At 70.9% G+C, this 18872-nt stretch carries 12 protein-coding genes; 6 read left to right on the forward strand and 6 right to left on the reverse strand.

The features are described from left to right. Window positions 1-12: 12 nt before the first annotated feature. Entirely contained in the window at window positions 13-2277 is a 2265-nt protein-coding gene (locus BIV25_RS11255) for a cation-translocating P-type ATPase (RefSeq protein ID WP_071372095.1), read from the forward strand. A 982-nt stretch (window positions 2278-3259) separates the two neighbouring features. Here BIV25_RS11255 and BIV25_RS11260 read toward each other — a convergent pair. The 5 genes from BIV25_RS11260 to BIV25_RS11280 all read right to left on the reverse strand — a co-directional run bounded on the left by BIV25_RS11260 (window position 3260) and on the right by BIV25_RS11280 (window position 11655). Continuing rightward, entirely contained in the window at window positions 3260-4549 is a 1290-nt protein-coding gene (locus tag BIV25_RS11260; RefSeq protein ID WP_071372096.1) for a citrate synthase, read from the reverse strand. Between the two features lie 197 nt (window positions 4550-4746). Next, the gene (locus BIV25_RS11265) at window positions 4747-7011 is read right to left on the reverse strand and encodes an ATP-dependent RecD-like DNA helicase (protein WP_071372097.1); all 2265 of its coding nucleotides are present in this window, start codon (window positions 7009-7011) and stop codon (window positions 4747-4749) included. Window positions 7012-7249: 238 nt separating this feature from the next. Then, the gene (locus BIV25_RS11270; protein ID WP_071372098.1) at window positions 7250-7759 is read right to left on the reverse strand and encodes an inclusion body family protein; all 510 of its coding nucleotides are present in this window, start codon (window positions 7757-7759) and stop codon (window positions 7250-7252) included. A 12-nt stretch (window positions 7760-7771) separates the two neighbouring features. Next, window positions 7772-9619: an alpha-keto acid decarboxylase family protein gene (locus tag BIV25_RS11275; protein WP_371273012.1), complete on the reverse strand. Its 1848-nt coding sequence runs from the start codon at window positions 9617-9619 to the stop codon at window positions 7772-7774. Continuing rightward, entirely contained in the window at window positions 9616-11655 is a 2040-nt protein-coding gene (locus tag BIV25_RS11280) for an FAD-dependent oxidoreductase (RefSeq protein WP_071372099.1), read from the reverse strand. The genes BIV25_RS11275 and BIV25_RS11280 overlap by 4 nt, the downstream gene beginning before the upstream one ends. An 852-nt stretch (window positions 11656-12507) precedes the next feature. Here BIV25_RS11280 and BIV25_RS11285 point away from each other — a divergent pair. The 5 genes from BIV25_RS11285 to rbsD are packed head-to-tail and all read left to right on the forward strand — an operon-like array spanning window position 12508 to window position 18331. Continuing rightward, window positions 12508-13536 (forward strand): LacI family DNA-binding transcriptional regulator, encoded by a 1029-nt coding sequence (locus BIV25_RS11285; RefSeq protein WP_071372100.1) that lies wholly within the window; start codon window positions 12508-12510, stop codon window positions 13534-13536. Beyond that, on the forward strand, window positions 13533-15065 hold the full coding sequence (locus BIV25_RS11290) for a sugar ABC transporter ATP-binding protein (protein WP_071372101.1): 1533 nt from the start codon (window positions 13533-13535) through the stop codon (window positions 15063-15065). The genes BIV25_RS11285 and BIV25_RS11290 overlap by 4 nt, the downstream gene beginning before the upstream one ends. Further along, window positions 15055-17004, forward strand: coding sequence for a substrate-binding domain-containing protein (locus BIV25_RS11295; protein WP_071372102.1), 1950 nt, complete (start codon window positions 15055-15057; stop codon window positions 17002-17004). The genes BIV25_RS11290 and BIV25_RS11295 overlap by 11 nt, the downstream gene beginning before the upstream one ends. A 47-nt stretch (window positions 17005-17051) precedes the next feature. Continuing rightward, window positions 17052-17954 carry a ribokinase gene (locus tag BIV25_RS11300; RefSeq protein WP_071372103.1) on the forward strand — a complete coding sequence of 301 codons (903 nt, stop codon included), beginning with the start codon at window positions 17052-17054 and terminating at the stop codon, window positions 17952-17954. After that, window positions 17951-18331, forward strand: a complete 381-nt coding sequence (gene rbsD, locus BIV25_RS11305) for a D-ribose pyranase (RefSeq protein WP_071372104.1) — start codon at window positions 17951-17953, stop codon at window positions 18329-18331. Before BIV25_RS11300 ends, rbsD begins: the two co-directional genes overlap by 4 nt. 25 nt (window positions 18332-18356) lie before the next feature. Here the strand turns inward: rbsD and BIV25_RS11310 are convergent, their stop codons facing one another. After that, window positions 18357-18809, reverse strand: a complete 453-nt coding sequence (locus BIV25_RS11310; protein ID WP_071372105.1) for a hypothetical protein — start codon at window positions 18807-18809, stop codon at window positions 18357-18359. Window positions 18810-18872 lie beyond the last annotated feature (63 nt).

Below are 18872 nucleotides of genomic sequence, written 5' to 3' on the forward strand. Positions count from 1 at the left end.
TGGAGTCCGGACATGACCAGCACCACCAGTGCAGACAACACCCCGGCGATAACCGAGGCCCCCGCCGAGGCCGCCGAGACCGAACTGCTCATCGGCGGTATGACCTGCGCCTCCTGCGCCGCGCGCGTGGAGAAGAAGCTCAACCGGATGGACGGCGTCAGCGCCACCGTCAACTACGCCACCGAGAAGGCGAGGATCTCCTTCGGCGAGGGCGTCGCGATCGCCGACCTGATCGCCACCGTGGAGAAGACCGGCTACACCGCCGAGGAACCCGCCCCGCCACAGCCCGAGGCGACGGCCGAGCAGCCTCCCGCGCACGACGCCGAACCCGGCGCGCTCCGGCAGCGGCTACTGGTCTCCGCGCTGCTCGCGCTGCCCGTCGTGCTGCTCGCGATGGTCCCGGCCCTCCAGTTCGACAACTGGCAGTGGCTCTCACTCACGCTCGCCGCGCCCGTCGTCGTCTGGGGCGGCCTGCCCTTCCACCGGGCCGCCTGGACCAACCTCCGGCACGGCGCCGCCACCATGGACACCCTGGTCTCGGTCGGCACGCTGGCGGCCTTCGGCTGGTCGCTGTGGGCGCTGTTCTTCGGCGACGCGGGCATGCCCGGCATGCACGACGAGTTCCGCCTCACGATCTCGCGCATGGACGGCGCCTCCACCATCTACCTGGAGGTCGCCTCCGGGGTCGTCGCACTGATCCTGCTCGGCCGCTGTCTGGAGGCCCGCTCCAAGCGCCGGGCGGGCGCGGCCCTGCACGCGCTGATGGAGCTGGGCGCCAAGGACGTGGCGGTACTGCGGGACGGGCGTGAGGTCCGGATCGCCGTGGCGTCCCTGTCGGTCGGGGACCGGTTCGTCGTACGGCCCGGCGAGAAGGTCGCGACCGACGGCACCGTGGTCGAGGGCGTCTCCGCGGTGGACGCGTCCATGCTGACCGGCGAGTCGGTGCCGGTGGACGTGGGGCCGGGCGACCGGGTCACCGGGGCCACGGTCAACGCGGGCGGGCGGCTGGTCGTCGAGGCCGGCCGGGTCGGCGCGGACACCCAGCTCGCGCGCATGGCGAAGCTGGTGGAGGACGCGCAGAACGGCAAGGCCGAGGTGCAGCGGCTCGCCGACCGGGTCTCCGCCGTGTTCGTGCCCGTCGTCATCGGCATCGCGCTCGCCACGTTCGGCGTCTGGCTGGGCCTGACCGGGGACCCGGTCGCCGCGTTCACCGCGGCCGTCGCCGTCCTGATCATCGCCTGCCCGTGCGCGCTGGGCCTCGCCACGCCGACCGCGCTGATGGTCGGCACCGGCCGCGGCGCCCAGCTCGGCATCCTGATCAAGGGCCCCGAGGTGCTGGAGTCCACGCGCCGCGTCGACACGGTCGTCCTCGACAAGACGGGCACGGTCACCAGCGGCCGGATGACGCTCCAGGCGGTCCACGTCGTCGACGGCGAGGACGAGAAGGAGCTGCTGCGGCTGGCCGGCGCCCTGGAGCACGCCTCCGAGCACCCGGTCGCGCGCGCGGTCGCCGCGGGGGCCGAGGAACGCGTCGGAGCGCTGCCGGAGGTCGAGCACTTCGAGAACGTCCCGGGACGAGGCGTACGCGGGCGCGTGGCCGGCCGCGAGGTGGCCGTGGGGCGCCTGTACGACGTCCTTCCGCACGCGTTGGTCCAGGCGGCCCGCGAGGCCGAGGAGCAGGGCCGTACGGCGGTCGTGGCCGGCTGGGACGGGCGGGCCCGCGGGGTCCTCGCCGTCGCCGACACGGTCAAGGAGACCAGCGCGGAGGCGATCCGCGAGCTGCGTGCCCTCGGGCTCACGCCGGTGCTGCTCACCGGCGACAACCGGACGGTCGCCGAGGCGGTCGCGCGGACGGTCGGCATCGACGCGGCGCACGTGTACGCCGAGGTGCTACCCGAGGACAAGGTGGACGTCGTACGGCGGCTTCGGGACGAGGGGCGTGCGGTGGCGATGGTCGGCGACGGTGTCAACGACGCGGCAGCGCTGGCCACCGCCGATCTGGGGCTGGCGATGGGCACCGGGACGGACGCGGCGATCGAGGCGAGCGATCTGACACTGGTACGCGGGGACCTGCGCGTGGCGGCGGACGCGATACGGCTGTCCCGGCGGACGCTGGCCACGATCAAGGGGAACCTGGTGTGGGCCTTCGGCTACAACGTGGCCGCGCTGCCGCTGGCCGCCGCGGGGCTGCTGAACCCGATGATCGCGGGCGCGGCGATGGCCTTCTCCTCGGTGTTCGTGGTGACCAACAGCCTGCGGCTGCGCCGATTCCGCTGAGACCGAAGCGGAAGACCCTCTGGAGTCGGACGCGCGCACCACATAAGCTCTTCACAAGGCTCGCGCATCTTCCTTACGCTTGGGCCCCGATCGTCGTATCGGGGCTCTTGCGTACCTAAAGGACATATGCAAGAGACGCAGATCACAGTGATGCGAACGTAACCATCGAAGGGGTTCGAAGGTCTAAGTTGGCGATGTCGGTTCGGCGTCTTGGGGGGCGCCAGTCGGCATCTGGGGTTGTCTTGGGGGACTGCCTCAGAAGTGCGTTGCCGGGGCACGTACACGGGAAGCTTTGAGCGGCCCTCCCTACGTGCGTTGTCCCGGCAGATCGCACCGCATCACCGGAGTGGGGCGAGTTTTGCTCGTTCTGCTCACCAGACAGCGATTCAGGCGCTGTCCCTCCGAGCGCCCGGCCGGATCCCGTGGGGGGAATCCGCACCGGGACATGGGAAGGCGCCCTGATCGTCGGCCCGTGGGGGGACCGGCGCAGGGCGCCTTCCGTTTATTCGTCTGTACGGCCACCGTACGACCGTCCCAGGGCCCGCCCCCGAGGCAGACCCTGACACTCAGTGCCTCAGCACCGCCCGACCGCGTCAGCCATCGCCGGCCGGCGTCCCGAAGACGCGCCGCCGCCGAGCGGCCAACCAGGGGCGCCACCCGTGGCCGCGCCGACCCGGGGACGACCCCCGGCCGAGTCGTCCGGAGCCATCGCCGACCGACACACCCCGAAGACGCGCCGCCGGCAAGGCCGGGCAGGACCAACCAGGGGCGCCAACGGCGCCCCCACCGGCAGGTGTCAGCGAGCCTCGACCGGCACGAAGTCGCGCTCGACCACGCCCGTGACCGCGCCGACCCGGAGGACGACCCCCGGCCCCCCGGCCGAGTCCGGAGCCATCGCCGACCGACACACCCCGAAGACGCGCCGCCGGCAAGGCCGGGCAGGACCAACCAGGGGCGCCAACGGCGCCCCCACCGGCAGGTGTCAGCGGGCCTCGACCGGCACGAAGTCGCGCTCGACCACGCCCGTGTAGATCTGGCGCGGGCGGCCGATGCGAGAGCCCGGCTCCTTGATCATTTCGGTCCACTGGGCGATCCAGCCCGGCAGGCGGCCGAGGGCGAACAGGACCGTGAACATCTCGGTCGGGAAGCCCATGGCCCGGTAGATCAGACCGGTGTAGAAGTCGACGTTCGGGTAGAGGTTGCGCGAGACGAAGTAGTCGTCGGAGAGCGCGTGCTCCTCCAGCTTCAGCGCGATGTCCAGCAGCTCGTCGGACTTGCCGAGGGCGGAGAGGACGTCGTGCGCGGCAGCCTTGATGATCTTGGCGCGCGGGTCGAAGCTCTTGTAGACCCGGTGGCCGAAGCCCATCAGCCGGACGCCGTCCTCCTTGTTCTTCACCTTGCGGATGAAGGAGTCGACGTCGCCGCCGTTGGCCTGGATGTCCTCCAGCATCTCCAGCACGGACTGGTTGGCGCCGCCGTGCAGGGGGCCCCACAGGGCGCTGATGCCGGCCGAGATCGACGCGAACATGTTGGCCTGCGAGGAGCCGACCAGGCGGACCGTGGAGGTCGAGCAGTTCTGCTCGTGGTCGGCGTGCAGGATCAGCAGCTTGTCCAGCGCGGCGACGACGACCGGGTCGAGGTCGTACTCCTGCGCGGGGACCGAGAAGGTCATGCGCAGGAAGTTCTCGACGTAGCTGAGGTCGTTGCGCGGGTAGACGAAGGGGTGGCCGATCGACTTCTTGTACGCGTACGCCGCGATCGTCGGCAGCTTGGCGAGCAGCCGGATCGTGGAGAGGTTGCGCTGCTTCTCGTCGAACGGGTTGTGGCTGTCCTGGTAGAAGGTGGACAGCGCCGAGACCACCGACGACAGCATGGCCATCGGGTGGGCGTCCCGCGGGAAGCCCTTGTAGAAGTTCTTGACGTCCTCGTGCAGCAGCGTGTGCCGCGTGATCTCGTTCTGGAACGTCGTCAGCTCGTCGACGGTCGGCAGCTCGCCGTTGATCAGCAGGTACGCCACCTCGAGGAAGGTGGAGCGCTCGGCCAGCTGCTCGATGGGGTAGCCGCGGTAGCGGAGGATGCCCGCCTCGCCGTCGAGGTAGGTGACGGCGGATTTATAGGCGGCCGTGTTGCCGTATCCGCTGTCCAGAGTCACCAGACCGGTCTGGGTGCGGAGCTTCCCGATGTCGAAGCCCTTGTCGCCGACGGTGCTGTCGACCACCGGGTAGGTGTACTCGCCGTCGCCGTACCGCAGTACTACAGAGTTGTCGCTCACGTCTTCCCTCACCGACGTAGTGCCTCATCTTCGAGGTGCCCTGACTGTCTCTACCATCCCCCATTTGGCTCAGGAGAGTGCACTCGGGGTCGACCATTGGGCCCATTGGCGGCACTCAGTGCCGCCAACTTGCCCATCCTGCCCCCTCTGAACGGCATCTGGAAGTGCTCTGTGACCTTCGTGACTCATTTGATCGATCATTTTCCGTGATGACCTGCGTCGAGCCTGAAGTCAAGGGCCGTACACCGCCGTCCGGCCGAGACCGTGCGCACCGCCTGCCCGATCGCCTTGCGTGAACCGACGAGGACGACGAGGCGCTTGGCCCGTGTCACCGCCGTGTACAGGAGGTTCCGCTGGAGCATCATCCACGCTCCGGTCGTGACCGGAATCACCACGGCGGGATATTCACTCCCCTGCGAGCGGTGAATGGTCACCGCGTACGCATGTGCCAGTTCGTCCAGTTCGTCGAATTCGTACGGCACCTCCTCGTCCTCGTCGGTCAGTACCATGAGCTTCTGGTCGACCGGATCGAGCGAGGTGACGACACCCACGGTGCCGTTGAAGACGCCGTTCCTCCCTTTCTCGTAATTGTTCCTGATCTGGGTGACCTTGTCCCCGACGCGGAAGACCCGGCCGCCGAACCGCTTCTCGGGCAGGTCGGGCCGGCCGGGCGTGATGGCCTGCTGGAGCAGTCCGTTGAGGGCCCCGGCACCGGCCGGCCCCCGGTGCATCGGCGCGAGCACCTGCACGTCCCGCCGCGGATCGAGCCCGAACTTGGCCGGAATCCGTCGCGCCGCCACGTCCACGGTGAGCCGGCCGGTCTCCTCGGTGTCGTCCTCGACGAAGAGGAAGAAGTCCTTCAGCCCGTCGGTGAGCGGATGCTGCCCGGCGTTGATCCGGTGCGCGTTGGTGACGACCCCGGACTGCTGGGCCTGCCGGAAGACCCGGGTGAGGCGGACGGCCGGGACCGGGCTGCCGTCGGCGAGCAGGTCGCGCAGCACCTCGCCGGCGCCGACGCTCGGCAGCTGGTCGACGTCCCCGACGAAGAGGAGGTGCGCGCCCGGGGGCACGGCCTTGACCAGCTTGTTGGCGAGCAACAGGTCCAGCATGGACGCCTCGTCCACCACCACCAGGTCGGCGTCCAGCGGCCGGTCGCGGTCGTAGGCGGCGTCCCCGCCGGGCTTCAGCTCCAGCAGCCGGTGCACGGTGGAGGCCTCGGCGCCGGTCAGTTCGGCGAGGCGCTTGGCGGCCCGCCCGGTCGGCGCGGCGAGCAGCACCTTGGCCCGTCTGGCCCGGGCCAGCTCCACGATCGAACGCACGGTGAAGGACTTGCCGCAGCCGGGCCCGCCGGTGAGCACGGCGACCTTCTCGCTGAGCGCGAGCTTGACGGCGGCCTCCTGCTCGGGCGCGAGGTCGGCTCCGGTGCGCGTCTTCAGCCAGCCGAGGGCCTTGGCCCAGTCGACGTCCTGGAAGCCCGGCATGCGGTCCTGCCCGCTGCGCAGCAGACGCAGGAGCTGGGCGGCGAGGGACAGTTCGGCGCGGTGGAAGGGGACCAGGTAGACGGCCGTGACGGGGTCCGCGGCGTCTCCCTCGGGCCCCGGGACCTTCTCCCGTACGACCCCCGGCTCCTCGCCGTCCTCCCCCGGCTCGGCCAGCTCGGCGAGGCACTCGATGACCAGCCCGGTGTCGACCTGGAGCAGCTTGACCGCGTCGGCGATCAGCCGCTCCTCGGGCAGGAAGCAGTGGCCCTGGTCGGCGGACTGGGACAGCGCGTACTGCAACCCGGCCTTCACCCGCTCCGGGCTGTCGTGCGGGATGCCGACGGACTGGGCGATCTTGTCGGCGGTCAGGAAGCCGATGCCCCAGACGTCGGCGGCGAGCCGGTAGGGCTGGTTTTTGACGACGGAGATGGACGCGTCGCCGTACTTCTTGTAGATCCGCACGGCGATGGAGGTGGACACCTCGACGGTCTGGAGGAAGAGCATGACCTCCTTGATCGCCTTCTGCTCCTCCCAGGCGTCGGCGATCTTCCTGGTCCGCTTGGGGCCGAGCCCCGGGACCTCGATGAGCCGTTTCGGCTCCTCCTCGATGATCTGGAGCGTGTCGAGTCCGAAGTGCTGGGTGATGCGGTCGGCGAAGACGGGTCCGATCCCCTTGACGAGGCCGGACCCGAGGTAGCGCCGGATGCCCTGGACGGTGGCCGGCAGGACCGTCGTGTAGTTCTCGACGTGGAACTGCTTGCCGTACTGGGGATGCGAGCCCCAGCGGCCCTCCATCCGCAGCGACTCCCCGACCTGGGCGCCGAGCAGCGCGCCGACGACCGTGAGGAGGTCGCCACCGCCTCTGCCGGTGTCGACCCGGGCGACCGTGTAGCCGTTCTCCTCGTTGGCGTACGTGATCCGCTCAAGCACGCCTTCCAAGGTCGCCGATCGGCGGTCCGCGTCTGACTCTTGCCTGGACATGATCCGACGGTACCGGCCGCCTCTGACAGCCGGAGCGGCTCCCGCCCTTCAGCCCGATCACCGAGTCGTCAAACCCATGTGATCCGCTCCAGGACGCCTTCGAGCACGGCGAGCCGGCGCTCGGTCGTCTGATTCCCCGCCTGGTGAGCCGTGGTCCGACGGTACCGGTGAGCGCTGACGACCGAGGCGGCTCACGGCCGGGGGCGGCGGCGCACGGCCACCGCCCCCGGCCGGGCCGTCAGGCGTCCTCGATGGTGATGAAGGGGTCCCACTGGAAGTAGCCCTTCAACTGCCGGTGCCGGTCCAGGATCTGGAAGGAGAAGTGGTAGACGACCTTGCCGACGCTCTTGACCGTCGTGCGCCAGTAGTGGTCCTGGTACTTCTGCGTCACGAAGTCCGGGCTGCCCTCGCTGCCCTCCTTCGGCAGCGGGAAGACGCCGTCGACCACCTCGATCTCCGGCGTCCTGATGAGCGTGTGGTCGCGGTCGCTGCTGACGTACCGGTACAGCAGCGCCTTGTAGTCGCTGCTCAGCGACAGCGTCGTCTCCCGCCACCTGATGCTGTCCCCGGGCTCGGCGCGCAGGTTCAGCTCGGCGCCCGACGTGCCGACGATGTGGTCGTGCCGCGTCGTCATGTAGATGAGGCTCTGGTCGACGTAGGTCGGTGCGTCCGGGTTCCTCGACGCGTTCGGGTACTGCTCGACGATCGTGGCCGCGTCGAAGGCGATGAGGACGTTCAGATCAGCCATTTCTCTCCCCCTTCAGGAAGTTTTCGGGACCTTGTAGGCCATCGCCCGCGGGTAGTCGTGCCGGTGCAGGCGGACGCGGACCAGGAGGGGCCCGGCGTTGACCGGGTCGTGCGGGTCGGCGAGGCGGGCCAGCAGGGCGTCCAGCTCCGCCGCGTGGGCGATGGCGACCCCGGTCGCCGGGGTGTCCTCGCCGGCGAAGACGGCCGCGAGGCGGTCGTAGTGCCAGGGGTGCAGGACGTTGTAGAAGTCCGGGTCGGTGGTGGCGTGTCCGGCGTAGTAGGCGGGGTTCACCAGCATCTGTTCGATGCCGTAGAAGTGCCCGTTGTCCAGGACGAACACCACCGAGGGCAGCCCGAGCCGGGTGTGGGTGGAGATCTCCTGGCAGGTCTCCTGGAAGGAGCCGTCCCCGACGAACACCATGGGGCGGGCGCCGTCGCGTTCGGGGGCGAGCGCGGCGCCCGTGGCCGCGCCGACCGACCAGCCGATGGACAGCCAGCTGATCTGGGAGAGGAACCCGCCCGCGGGCAGGGCCAGGTTCATCGAGCCGATGAGGGAGAACGCGGCGTCGGAGACGACCGTCCAGTCCTCCCGGGTCTCCTCGCCCAGGAAGTGGTTGATCCGGTCGAACAGGCCGTCGTACGTGAGGTGTTCGCCGCCCCGGGACCGGGCGCCGTCCAGGCTCAGCGAGGCGCGGTACTGCGCCAGGCCCGCGGGCCGGCCGGCCGGTGCTCCCCGGTGGCTGTAGGACTCGGCGTAGTAGTCGGAGGCGAGGCCCCCGGAGCCGTACTCCTTCACCAGCGCGTCCTGGAGGGCGGGCAGCAGATGGGCGAGCTGGACGTCGGGGAAGTAGGAGGTGCCGACGCTGACGCCGCCGTGCGCCGCCATCACCCAGTCGGTGCCGACGCTCTGCTCGCCGCCCAGGTTCTTCGACGTGGACCAGGCGCCGAGCCCGATCCGGCAGGTGGCCCAGTCCTTGAAGACGCCGTACACGTCCGGGTGGCTGGCCCTGCCGTTGTAGACGCCGTGGAACTGCGGCAGGTCCTCGTCCACGACGGCCTTGGCGCCGACGGTCGTGCAGAACGGCACGCCGGTGGCGTCCACCAGGTCGGTGAGCCGCCCGCCGAGCCGGTACCGGTCGATCTCCTCACCGGCCCACACGATCGGGCGGGGCCGGCCGTCCGGGCCGGGGTGCTCCTCGATCAGGGTGAGGATCGCGTGCACGGCGTTCTCCAGCATGGGCTGGTTGCGCGCGCTGAACGGCCGTTCGCGACGGACGATCGGCTCCGTGGGCTCGGGGCAGGGCTCGTCCCACAGGTCCTCCATGACCTCCAGGTAGACGGGCCTGCGCTCGGAGAGGCACGCGGTGAGCGCCGCGTCGATCTGGGCGGGCGCGAGGCCGGGGTTGGAGATGGCCTGCGCGTCCACGGTGACCTGCCGGTAGACGTCCAGGTTGCTCTCCGCGCGCGGGCTCATGTGGGAGGTGAGCAGGCCGACGGCACGGTAGTTCTGCCACTGCTCGTACGGCGGGCAGGCGTTGACGGCGATGAGCGGCACCTGCTCGACGTACGCGCCGCCGCACGCGTTGAGGAGGTTGAACGCGCCGACGCCGTATGTGACCGCCGCCGCGCCCACGCCGTGCACGCGCGCGTAGGCGTCGGCGGCCTGGCCCGCGCCGCCCTCCGTCGGCGTGCCGACCCACTCGACGTCGCCCTCCGCGCGCAGCGCCGTCAGGAACGGGCCGAGGTGGTTGCCGGGGACGCCGAACAGGTGGGTGATGCCCAACTCGGCCAGCCGCAGGGCGAGATAGCGGGCCACCGTGCAGGCCGGGAAGCTCTCGTTCACGGGGAGGCTCTGGTTCACGCGGACTCCCCCTCCCGCGGCGTGGTGACCGGCGGGGCCTGGTGCACGGCGAGGGCCGCGCGCACGGCGCTCTCCAGGGCGCCCTCGATCCAGGCGTGCTTGAGGGAGGTGTGCTCGCCGGCGAAGTGCACCGGGCCCTCGGGCCGGGAGACGTCCAGGTGGAAGCTGGTCATCTGGTGGGCGGTGTAGATGGCCGCCTCGCCGAAGGCGTACGGGTCGCGCGCCCAGCTCTGGGTGGCGCCCCGCCCGGTGAAGAACACCTCGATGCGCCGGCCGTGCAGGGCCTGGAGGTTGCGCAGAGCGTAGACGTAGCGCTCCGCGTCCGGCATGGAGTCCCAGCGGACCGCGTCGTCGGACCAGGAGTACGAGGCGAGGACCACTCCGCCGCCCATGCTCTCCTCGACCGGGTGCGAGGGGTAGTACAGGAACCGGTTGGGGTTGTCGGTGGCGGAGCCCCCGCCGAAGCAGTGGGTGGCGGGCCGGACCGCGGGCCCGCGCAGCGGCAGGCTGTTGTCGGCCCGCCGCATCTCCTCGGTGACGCCGCTGTCCTTGACGGCGGCGCCGAGCAGCCCGGCCCCCGGCTCCGGGAGCGTCGGGACGGACACGGCATCGGCGTCCGCCTCCTCGCCCCGCCGGTAGTACGCGTGCAGCCCGGGCGCGATGCCCTCCAGCGCGTCGCGCCAGTCGTCCTCGGTGAACTCCCACCACCGGTGGCTGAATTCGAGCAGCACCTTGGTGGCCTGGTCGTAGTGGGTCTCGATGATCGCGCGGCGCTTCTTGTACGACATCGAGGGGACGATCTCGACGAAGCGCAGCGCGGAGAACGGGATGGTGACGATCGCCAGGTCCGCCGTCCACAGCCGCGGCGGTTCCTTCGGATCGTCCTCGTCGACCGTCTGTACGGCGACACCCCACCCGTCGGGCCCGACCGCCCCGGTGCCCTCGGGGTCGGTGTCGCGGCTGGGGTCGTGGTACTCGATGCGGATCACCCGCTCGCCGAACCGCACCTCGTCGCGCAGCCCCTGGTGCAGGGCGTGCGGCAGCCGCCAACTGCCGCCGGGGATCTCCCAGTAGCGCACGCCGGGGTTGATGTCGCTGCGGCTCAGGAAGCTGTGGAAGAACGAGAGGTGGAGCCGCGACGACATGTTCTCCAGGGTGCCGAGGGCCTCGATCGCCTCGTCGCTGAGCCCGGCGCGGTCGCGCAGGAAGGCGCCCATCGAGTAGCCGTCGAAGTCGCGGATCACCCGCGCCCAGCCCTCGATCCACTCGTCCAGGGGCTTGTTGACCCGCTTGCCGTCGACGATGTCGGAGTAGTAGTCGCGCACGCTCTCCAGCGCGTCGTCGACCATCTTCACGACGGGGGCGCGGACCTCGTCGTCGGTGAGGTGGAAGCCCTCGTTGATCCGCTCGGGACCGGCGGCGTAGTCGGCGCGCCGCACCTGGACGCGGTTGGCGCGGATCCAGGAGTTGCCGCGCTTGTCGGGTTCCCGGAAGTCCGGACTGTCGTCGCCGTACGTCCAGGTCCGTCCGGTGAACGAGGTGTACGACACCGGTGGGACGGGCACCTCGGGTCCGCTTCCGCTGTGCGGATCGATGTCCACGTTGTAGAACTGCCGCCGCCCGAGCCCGAGTTTGTCGACCAGGGCGAGGACGAGCGGGTGGAAGTCGGGCAGCCGCATGGCACCGGCCTCGGCGTACTGGGCCGGGTCGGCGAAGGGCTGGTGGTGCCTGGTCGTACGGAAGGTCTTGACGCGTCCGCCGACACGGTTGGCGTTCGCCTCCAGGACGGTGACGTCGTGCCCGGCGTCCTTGAGCAGCCGGGCCGCGACGAGACCGGTGATGCCGGCGCCGATGACGAGGATCTTCTTGCGCGGGTGGGCGGTGGGGCCGAGGCGGCCCGTGTCTATCAGGGTGTGCAGGTATTCGAGTTTCAGGTCCTTTCCGTCCGGTCCGACGAGAAGGAGTTCACGGGCGAGCCTGAGGCAGGTCTGCCAGCGGGCACGGGTGGCGGAGTTGTCCCGTGGAGTCTCGGTCATAGCCTGCGATCGTAGATATGCGGAAACGGTTTCGCGGTTCACCCCGGGGACAAAGTCCGGAAAACGCCGAGGGGCACGCGTGGCGGGTTTTTGACTTTCTCGGATTTCCCCGGAGAGGGTGGCTGATCCCCGAGAGACGGATGAGAAACCGGAGCCGCACTGAAAAACAATTCGCTTGTGGAATGTGAGATTCCTGCGGTGGAGGTGTGCAGGTTCCGGCGACACCCCGGCAGGGAATCCGTCACCGGACTCCGCCAACTAGCCTACAGAGTCGTTGAGTTGGCAGTGATCTGGCATATGCATCCGGCCAACGTACCCTCGGCCGGGGTGCGCGCCGCACCCTCGGCCCGAGTGGGCGCCGAGGCGGTCTTCACGCGGTTGCCGGTTTCCAAGGGCGGCCACGGATCGCCTCGCAGTCACTTCACCAGCCGACTGGCGCCGATTGCTGAAGTCACGCGACCGCCCGGGACCGAACGACACGGATTCCGCCTCACGAAAGCAAGTTCGAAAAGCGCTCATTCACCCCCCGGAATCGACGAAAGCCGAGCCAAGAAGTACGCGAGGGGGGGCACGAGGGGGCAATGGGAACGTTTGGGCCGTGAGGCCGGTCGCGAGCCCGGCCGACGAGCCGGTCCCGGGGCGGCTCCCGCCCCCCGGCGTGGCCCGAAGCTGCCAGTCGCCGCCTCCGGCGGCGGCCACGAGCCCCGGTCACGATTAGGTTTCGGTCAACCTTCAACCTCTTGCCCAATCCCGTGTAATCGTTTCCAATCCTTCCTGCGGCACGGCGTGGAATCGATTACACGAGCGGCCGTGCACAAGAGTCCACGAGTCTCACGAGGAGGTGAGCCGTCGTTGGCGAGCATCAAGGATGTCGCCGCCTCGGCCGGGGTGTCCGTGGCCACGGTGTCGCGTGTCCTGAACGAGCACCCGTCGGTCAGCGCGGACGCACGCATGCGCGTGCTGGCCGCCGTCGAGGCGCTGGGGTACCGGCCGAACGCCGTGGCCCGCTCCCTGCGGACCGACCAGACCCACACCCTCGGGCTCGTCATCAGCGACGTGCTGAACCCGTACTTCACCGAGCTGGCCCGCTCCGTCGAGGAGGAGGCACGGGCGCTCGGGTACAGCGTGATCATCGGGAACGCCGACGAACGGCCCGAGATCCAGGACCACCATGTCCGCAACCTGCTCGACCGGCGGATCGACGGGCTGCTGATCTCCCCCACCGACGGCGGGTCCCCGCTCATGCTGGACGCCGTGCGCGCCGGGACGCCCATGGTGTTCGTGGACCGGTGGATCCCCGGTGTGGACGTGCCCGTCGTACGGGCCGACGGGCGGGACGCCGTACGGGATCTCGTGGCGCATCTGCACGCACTCGGGCACCGGCGGCTCGCCATCATCGCCGGGCCCGCCGCCACCACGACCGGCAGCGAGCGGGTCGAGGCCTTCCGGGCAGCGCTCGCCGCGTACGGGCTTCCGCTTCCCGACGCCTACACAGGCCAGGGTGACTTCCAGGCCGAGAGCGGGCGGCGGGTCACCGAGGGGTTCCTGGACCTGCCCGAGCCGCCGGAGGTCGTCTTCGCGGCCGACAACCTCATGGCGCTCGGTGCCCTCGACGCCGTACGCGCGCGTGGGCTGCGCGTGCCGGACGACATCGCGCTGGCCGCGTTCGACGACATCCCCTGGTTCGTGCACACCGATCCGCCCGTCACCGCGATCGCCCAGCCGACCGGTGAGCTGGGACGGGCCGCCGTACGGGCCCTCGTCGACCGTATCGAGGGGCGGGCCGCCGTGTCCGTCGCCCTCTCCGCCCGGCTCGTCGTGCGCCGCTCGTGCGGCGAGCCCCCCGCAGGGAATCCCGTGACGAACAGGAGCACGTCGTGAGCGACCCGGACGAGTTGCTGCGCATCGAGGGCATACGCAAGACCTTCCCCGGCGTGGTCGCGCTGGACGGCGTCGACTTCGACCTGCGCCGGGGCGAGGTCCATGTGCTGCTCGGTGAGAACGGCGCCGGCAAGAGCACGCTGATCAAGATGCTCTCCGGGGCGTACACGCCCGACGGCGGACGGATTCTCGTCGACGGCCGTCAGACGCGTATCCACGGTGCGCAGGACGCCGAGCGGCTGGGGATCGCCACCATCTACCAGGAGTTCAACCTGGTGCCGGATCTCACCGTCGCCGAGAACATCTTCCTGGGGCGCCAGCCGCGGCGCTTCGGGATGATCGACCGGAAGACGATGGAGGCGGACGCCGAGGCGCTCCTCGCGCGCGTGGGGGTCGATGTCCCGCCACGCGCGCGTGTACGTGAACTCGGCATCGCCCGGCTCCAGATGGTCGAGATCGCCAAGGCGCTCAGCCTGGACGCGCGCGTGCTCATCATGGACGAGCCGACGGCCGTGCTCACCTCGGAGGAGGTCGAGAAGCTCTTCGGCATCGTGCGCTCGCTGCGCGAGGACGGCGTCGGGATCGTCTTCATCACCCATCACCTGGAGGAGATCGCCGCCCTGGGCGACCGGGTCACCGTCATCCGGGACGGCAGGAGCGTCGGGGAGGTGCCCGCCGCCACGCCCGAGGACGAGCTGGTACGGCTCATGGTCGGGCGGTCGATCGAGCAGCAGTACCCGCGGCAGCGGGCCGAACGCGGAGCGCCGTTGCTGTCTGTCGAGGGGCTCACCCGGGACGGGGTGTTCCACGACGTCGGCTTCGAGGTGCACGCCGGTGAGGTCGTCGGGATCGCCGGGCTCGTCGGGGCCGGGCGGACCGAGGTCGTACGGGCCGTTTTCGGGGCCGATCCGTACGACGACGGGGTCGTGAAGGTCTGCGGCGACCGGCTCAGGCGGCACGACGTGAACGCGGCCATGGCGGCCGGCATCGGGCTCGTGCCCGAGGACCGCAAGGGGCAGGGGCTCGTGCTGGACGCCTCGGTCGAGGAGAACCTCGGGCTCGTCACCATGCGGGCCGCCACCCGGGGCGGATTCGTCGACCGCAAGGGGCAGCATGACGCCGCCGGGCGGATCGCCGAGCAGCTGGGCGTACGGATGGCGGGCCTCGGGCAGCACGTGCGGACCCTGTCCGGCGGCAACCAGCAGAAGGTCGTCATCGGCAAGTGGCTGCTGGCCGACACCAGGGTGCTGATCCTCGACGAGCCGACGCGCGGGATCGACGTCGGCGCCAAGGTCGAGATCTACCAGCTGATCAACGAACTGACCGCGGCCGGGGCCGCCGTACTGATGATCTCCAGCGATCTGCCGGAGGTGCTCGGCATGAGCGACCGGGTGCTGGTCATGGCCCAGGGCCGGATCGCGGGCGAGCTGCGGGCCACCGACGCCACGCAGGACGCCGTCATGGCGCTCGCCGTCTCCCATCCCGCCACCGACAAGGACACCGACAAGGAGGCCAGCCGTGGCCACTGACACGCTCAAGAGCACGACGGGCGCGGGTGGCGCCACCGGCGGCCTGCGCCGGCTGCTCCTCGACAACGGCGCGCTCACCGCGCTGATCGTCCTGGTCATCGCCCTGTCGGCGCTGTCCGGGGACTTCCTGACGACGGACAACCTGCTCAACATCGGTGTGCAGGCGGCCGTGACGGCGATCCTCGCCTTCGGTGTGACGTTCGTGATCGTCTCGGCCGGCATCGACCTGTCGGTCGGCTCCGTGGCCGCGCTGTCGGCGACCGTGCTGGCCTGGAGCGCGACGCAGCACGGGGTGCCCGTGGCGCTCGCCGTCGTCCTCGGGCTCGGCACGGGTGTCGTGGCCGGGCTGGTGAACGGTTTCCTCATCGCCTACGGCAAGCTGCCGCCGTTCATCGCGACGCTCGCGATGCTGTCGGTGGGGCGTGGCCTCGCCCTCGTCATCTCGCAGGGCTCGCCGATCGCCTTCCCCGGCTCGGTCTCGCACCTCGGTGACACGCTCGGCGGCTGGCTGCCGGTGCCGGTGCTGGTCATGGTCGTGATGGGGCTGGTCGCGGCGCTGGTCCTCGGGCGGACGTACATCGGCCGCTCCATGTACGCCATCGGCGGCAACGAGGAGGCGGCCCGGCTCTCCGGTCTGCGGGTGCCGAGGCAGAAGCTCGCGATCTACGCGCTGTCCGGTCTGTTCGCGGCCGTCGCCGGTGTCGTACTGGCCTCCCGGCTCTCCTCGGCGCAGCCGCAGGCCGCCGACGGCTACGAGCTGGACGCGATCGCCGCGGTCGTGATCGGCGGTGCCTCGCTCGCGGGCGGCACCGGCAAGGCGTCCGGCACGCTGATCGGCGCGTTGATCCTCGCGGTGCTGCGCAACGGCCTCAACCTGCTGTCCGTGTCGGCGTTCTGGCAGCAGGTCGTGATCGGTGTCGTCATCGCGCTGGCGGTGCTGCTGGACACCGTGCGCCGCAAGGCCGGGGCGAGCCCGGTGGCGGGCGGTCCCGGCGGAGGCAAGGGCAGGCAGGCGGCGACGTACGCACTCGCGGCCGTCGTGACCGTGGCGATCGTCGGTGCGACCTCCTTCCTGCACACGGGTTCGTCCGACGCCGGGAACCCGCGCATGGGCCTGTCGCTGTCCACCCTCAACAACCCCTTCTTCGTGCAGATCCGGGCCGGTGCCCAGGCCGAGGCGAAGAGGCTGGGCGTGGACCTGACCGTCACCGACGCCCAGAACGACGCCTCCCAGCAGGCCAACCAGCTCCAGAACTTCACCAGTTCGGGCCTCGGCGCGATCATCGTCAACCCGGTGGACTCGGACGCGGCGAGCAACTCGGTGCAGGCCGCCGACAAGGCGGGGATCCCGGTCGTCGCCGTGGACCGCGGCGTCAACAAGGCCGACGTGGACGCCCTGGTCGCCTCCGACAACGTGGCCGGCGGTGAGCTGGCCGCGAAGACGATCGCCGAGAAGCTCGGCGGCAAGGGGAAGATCGTCATCCTCCAGGGCCAGGCGGGTACGTCCGCGGCCCGCGAGCGGGCGCAGGGCTTCGCGAACGGCCTGAAGGCCTACCCCGGCATCCAGGTGCTGGCCCAGCAGCCCGCCGACTTCGACCGCACCAAGGGCCTCGACGTGATGTCGAACCTGCTCCAGGCCCACCCGGACGTGCAGGGCGTCATCGCCGCCAACGACGAGATGGCGCTCGGCGCGGTCAAGGCGCTCGGCTCCAAGGCCGGAAAGTCGGTCCAGGTGGTCGGCTTCGACGGCACCCCGGACGGGCTGACGTCGGTGAAGGACGGCACGCTGTACGCCTCGGTCGCCCAGCAGCCCAGCCAGTTGGGAAGGATCGCCGTCGACAACGCGCTGAAGGCCGTACAGGGCAGGAAGGTGGAGCCGACGGTGAAGGTGCCGGTGAAGGTGGTCACGAAGGACAACGTGGCCGGGTTCAACGGCTGACGGCGGACGCCCGGTCATCTCTCAGGGGAGTCAAGGGGAGTCAATTGATGTACGACTACGACCTGTTGGTCGTCGGATCGGCCAACGCCGACCTGGTGATCGACGTCGAACGGCGGCCCGCCGCCGGGGAGACGGTGCTCGGCGGCGACCTGGCCGTGCACCCGGGCGGCAAGGGCGCCAACCAGGCGGTGGCCGCCGCCCGGCTCGGCGCGGACACGGCCCTGCTGGCGCGGGTCGGCGACGACGGCCACGGCCGGCTGCTGCTCGACTCCCTGCGCGCGGCGGACGTCGACACGGTCGGCGTGCTGGTGGGCGGGGCACCGACCGGCGTGGCGCTGATCACCGTCGACCCGTCCGGGGACAACAGCATCGTGGTGTCACCGGGCGCCAACGCCCGGCTCACCCCGGGGGACGTCCGGGCGGCGGGCAGCCTCTTCCACGCCTCGCGGGTGGTGTCGGCACAGCTGGAGGTCCCGCTGGAGACGGTCACGGAGGTGGTACGGCAACTGCCCCCGGACGCCCGCTTCGTACTGAACCCGTCGCCGCCCCGCCCGCTTCCCGCGGAGGTGCTGGCGGCCTGCGACCCGCTGATCGTCAACGAGCACGAGGCCCGGGTGCTCCTCGGCGACGCGTGCGTGAGCGAGGAGCCCGCGGACTGGGCGAAGCTGCTGCTGGCCAGGGGCCCGCGCTCGGTGGTGGTGACGCTGGGCGCGGAGGGGGCGCTGGTGTGCGACTCCTCCGGCGTGACCCGCGTGCCGTCGGTGAAGGTGGACGCGGTGGACACCACGGGGGCGGGCGACGCCTTCACCGCCGCGCTGGCCTGGCGGCTGGGGTCGGGGTCCTCGCCGGCCGAGGCGGCGGGCTACGCGGCCCGGGTCGGCGCGGCGGCCGTGACGAAGCGGGGCGCGCAGGAGTCGTATCCGACGGCGCGGGAGGTCGAGGCCCTGTGAAGAAGGCGGGGATCCTGAACCGCCATCTCGCCGGGGCGCTCGCGGAGTTGGGCCACGGGGACGGGGTGCTGGTGTGCGACGCCGGTATGCCGATCCCGGCCGGGCCGCGCGTGGTGGACCTGGCGTTCCGGGCCGGGGTCCCGTCGTTCGCGGAGGTGCTGGACGGGCTGCTGGCCGAGCTGGTGGTGGAGGGCGCGACGGCCGCGCGCGAGCTGCGCGGCCCCAACCGGGCGCTGCTGGAGGGCCACTTCCGGGACCTGGAACTGGTCCCGCACGAGCGGCTGAAGGAACGCTCGGCGGGCGCCCGGCTGGTGGTGCGCACCGGGGAGGCGCGGCCGTACGCGAACGTGCTGCTGCGGTGCGGGGTGTTCTTCTGACCTGCGGTGTGCGCAGGGGGCGTGCTCAGGATGCCCGGCGCGGCTCAGGATCGTCCAGGACGATCCCCCAGGAGCCGCCGGACCCGGTCCGCACCGTGAGTTCCTGCGTACGGCGGAGGCCGGAGAAGTGCAGGACCACCTCCTGGCGTACGGACCCCTCGTCGAGGAAGTCGGCGCTCACCCCGGCGCGGGCCGCCGTGCCGTAGGCCTTGATCCAGGCCCTGGCCGCCGGACCCGCGTCCCCGCCCTCGGTGTGCAGGGCGGCCAGGCCGTCGGCGTCCGCGTCGGCGAGATGCCAGACGACCTTCTGGACCGTCTCCAGGCTTCCTGTGCTGGGGTAGCCGGTGACCCGCAGGGGTCGGTGGTTCGAGTAGTCCGTCCGGTAGTCCGGGCAGTCGTCGGCGCAGGCGGTCAGGGTGGCGCCCAGCGCGAGGGCGGCGACGGGGAGGGCGGCGGCCCGGATGCGGGGCGGTGTCACGGCAGGCCTTCGGCTCGATCGTAGGTCATGTGATCGTAAAGCCTAGCGCCGCGGCACCGCCTT

Origin of the sequence: Streptomyces sp. MUSC 14 (genome assembly GCF_001866675.1) — a bacterium.
Lineage (GTDB): Bacteria > Actinomycetota > Actinomycetes > Streptomycetales > Streptomycetaceae > Streptomyces.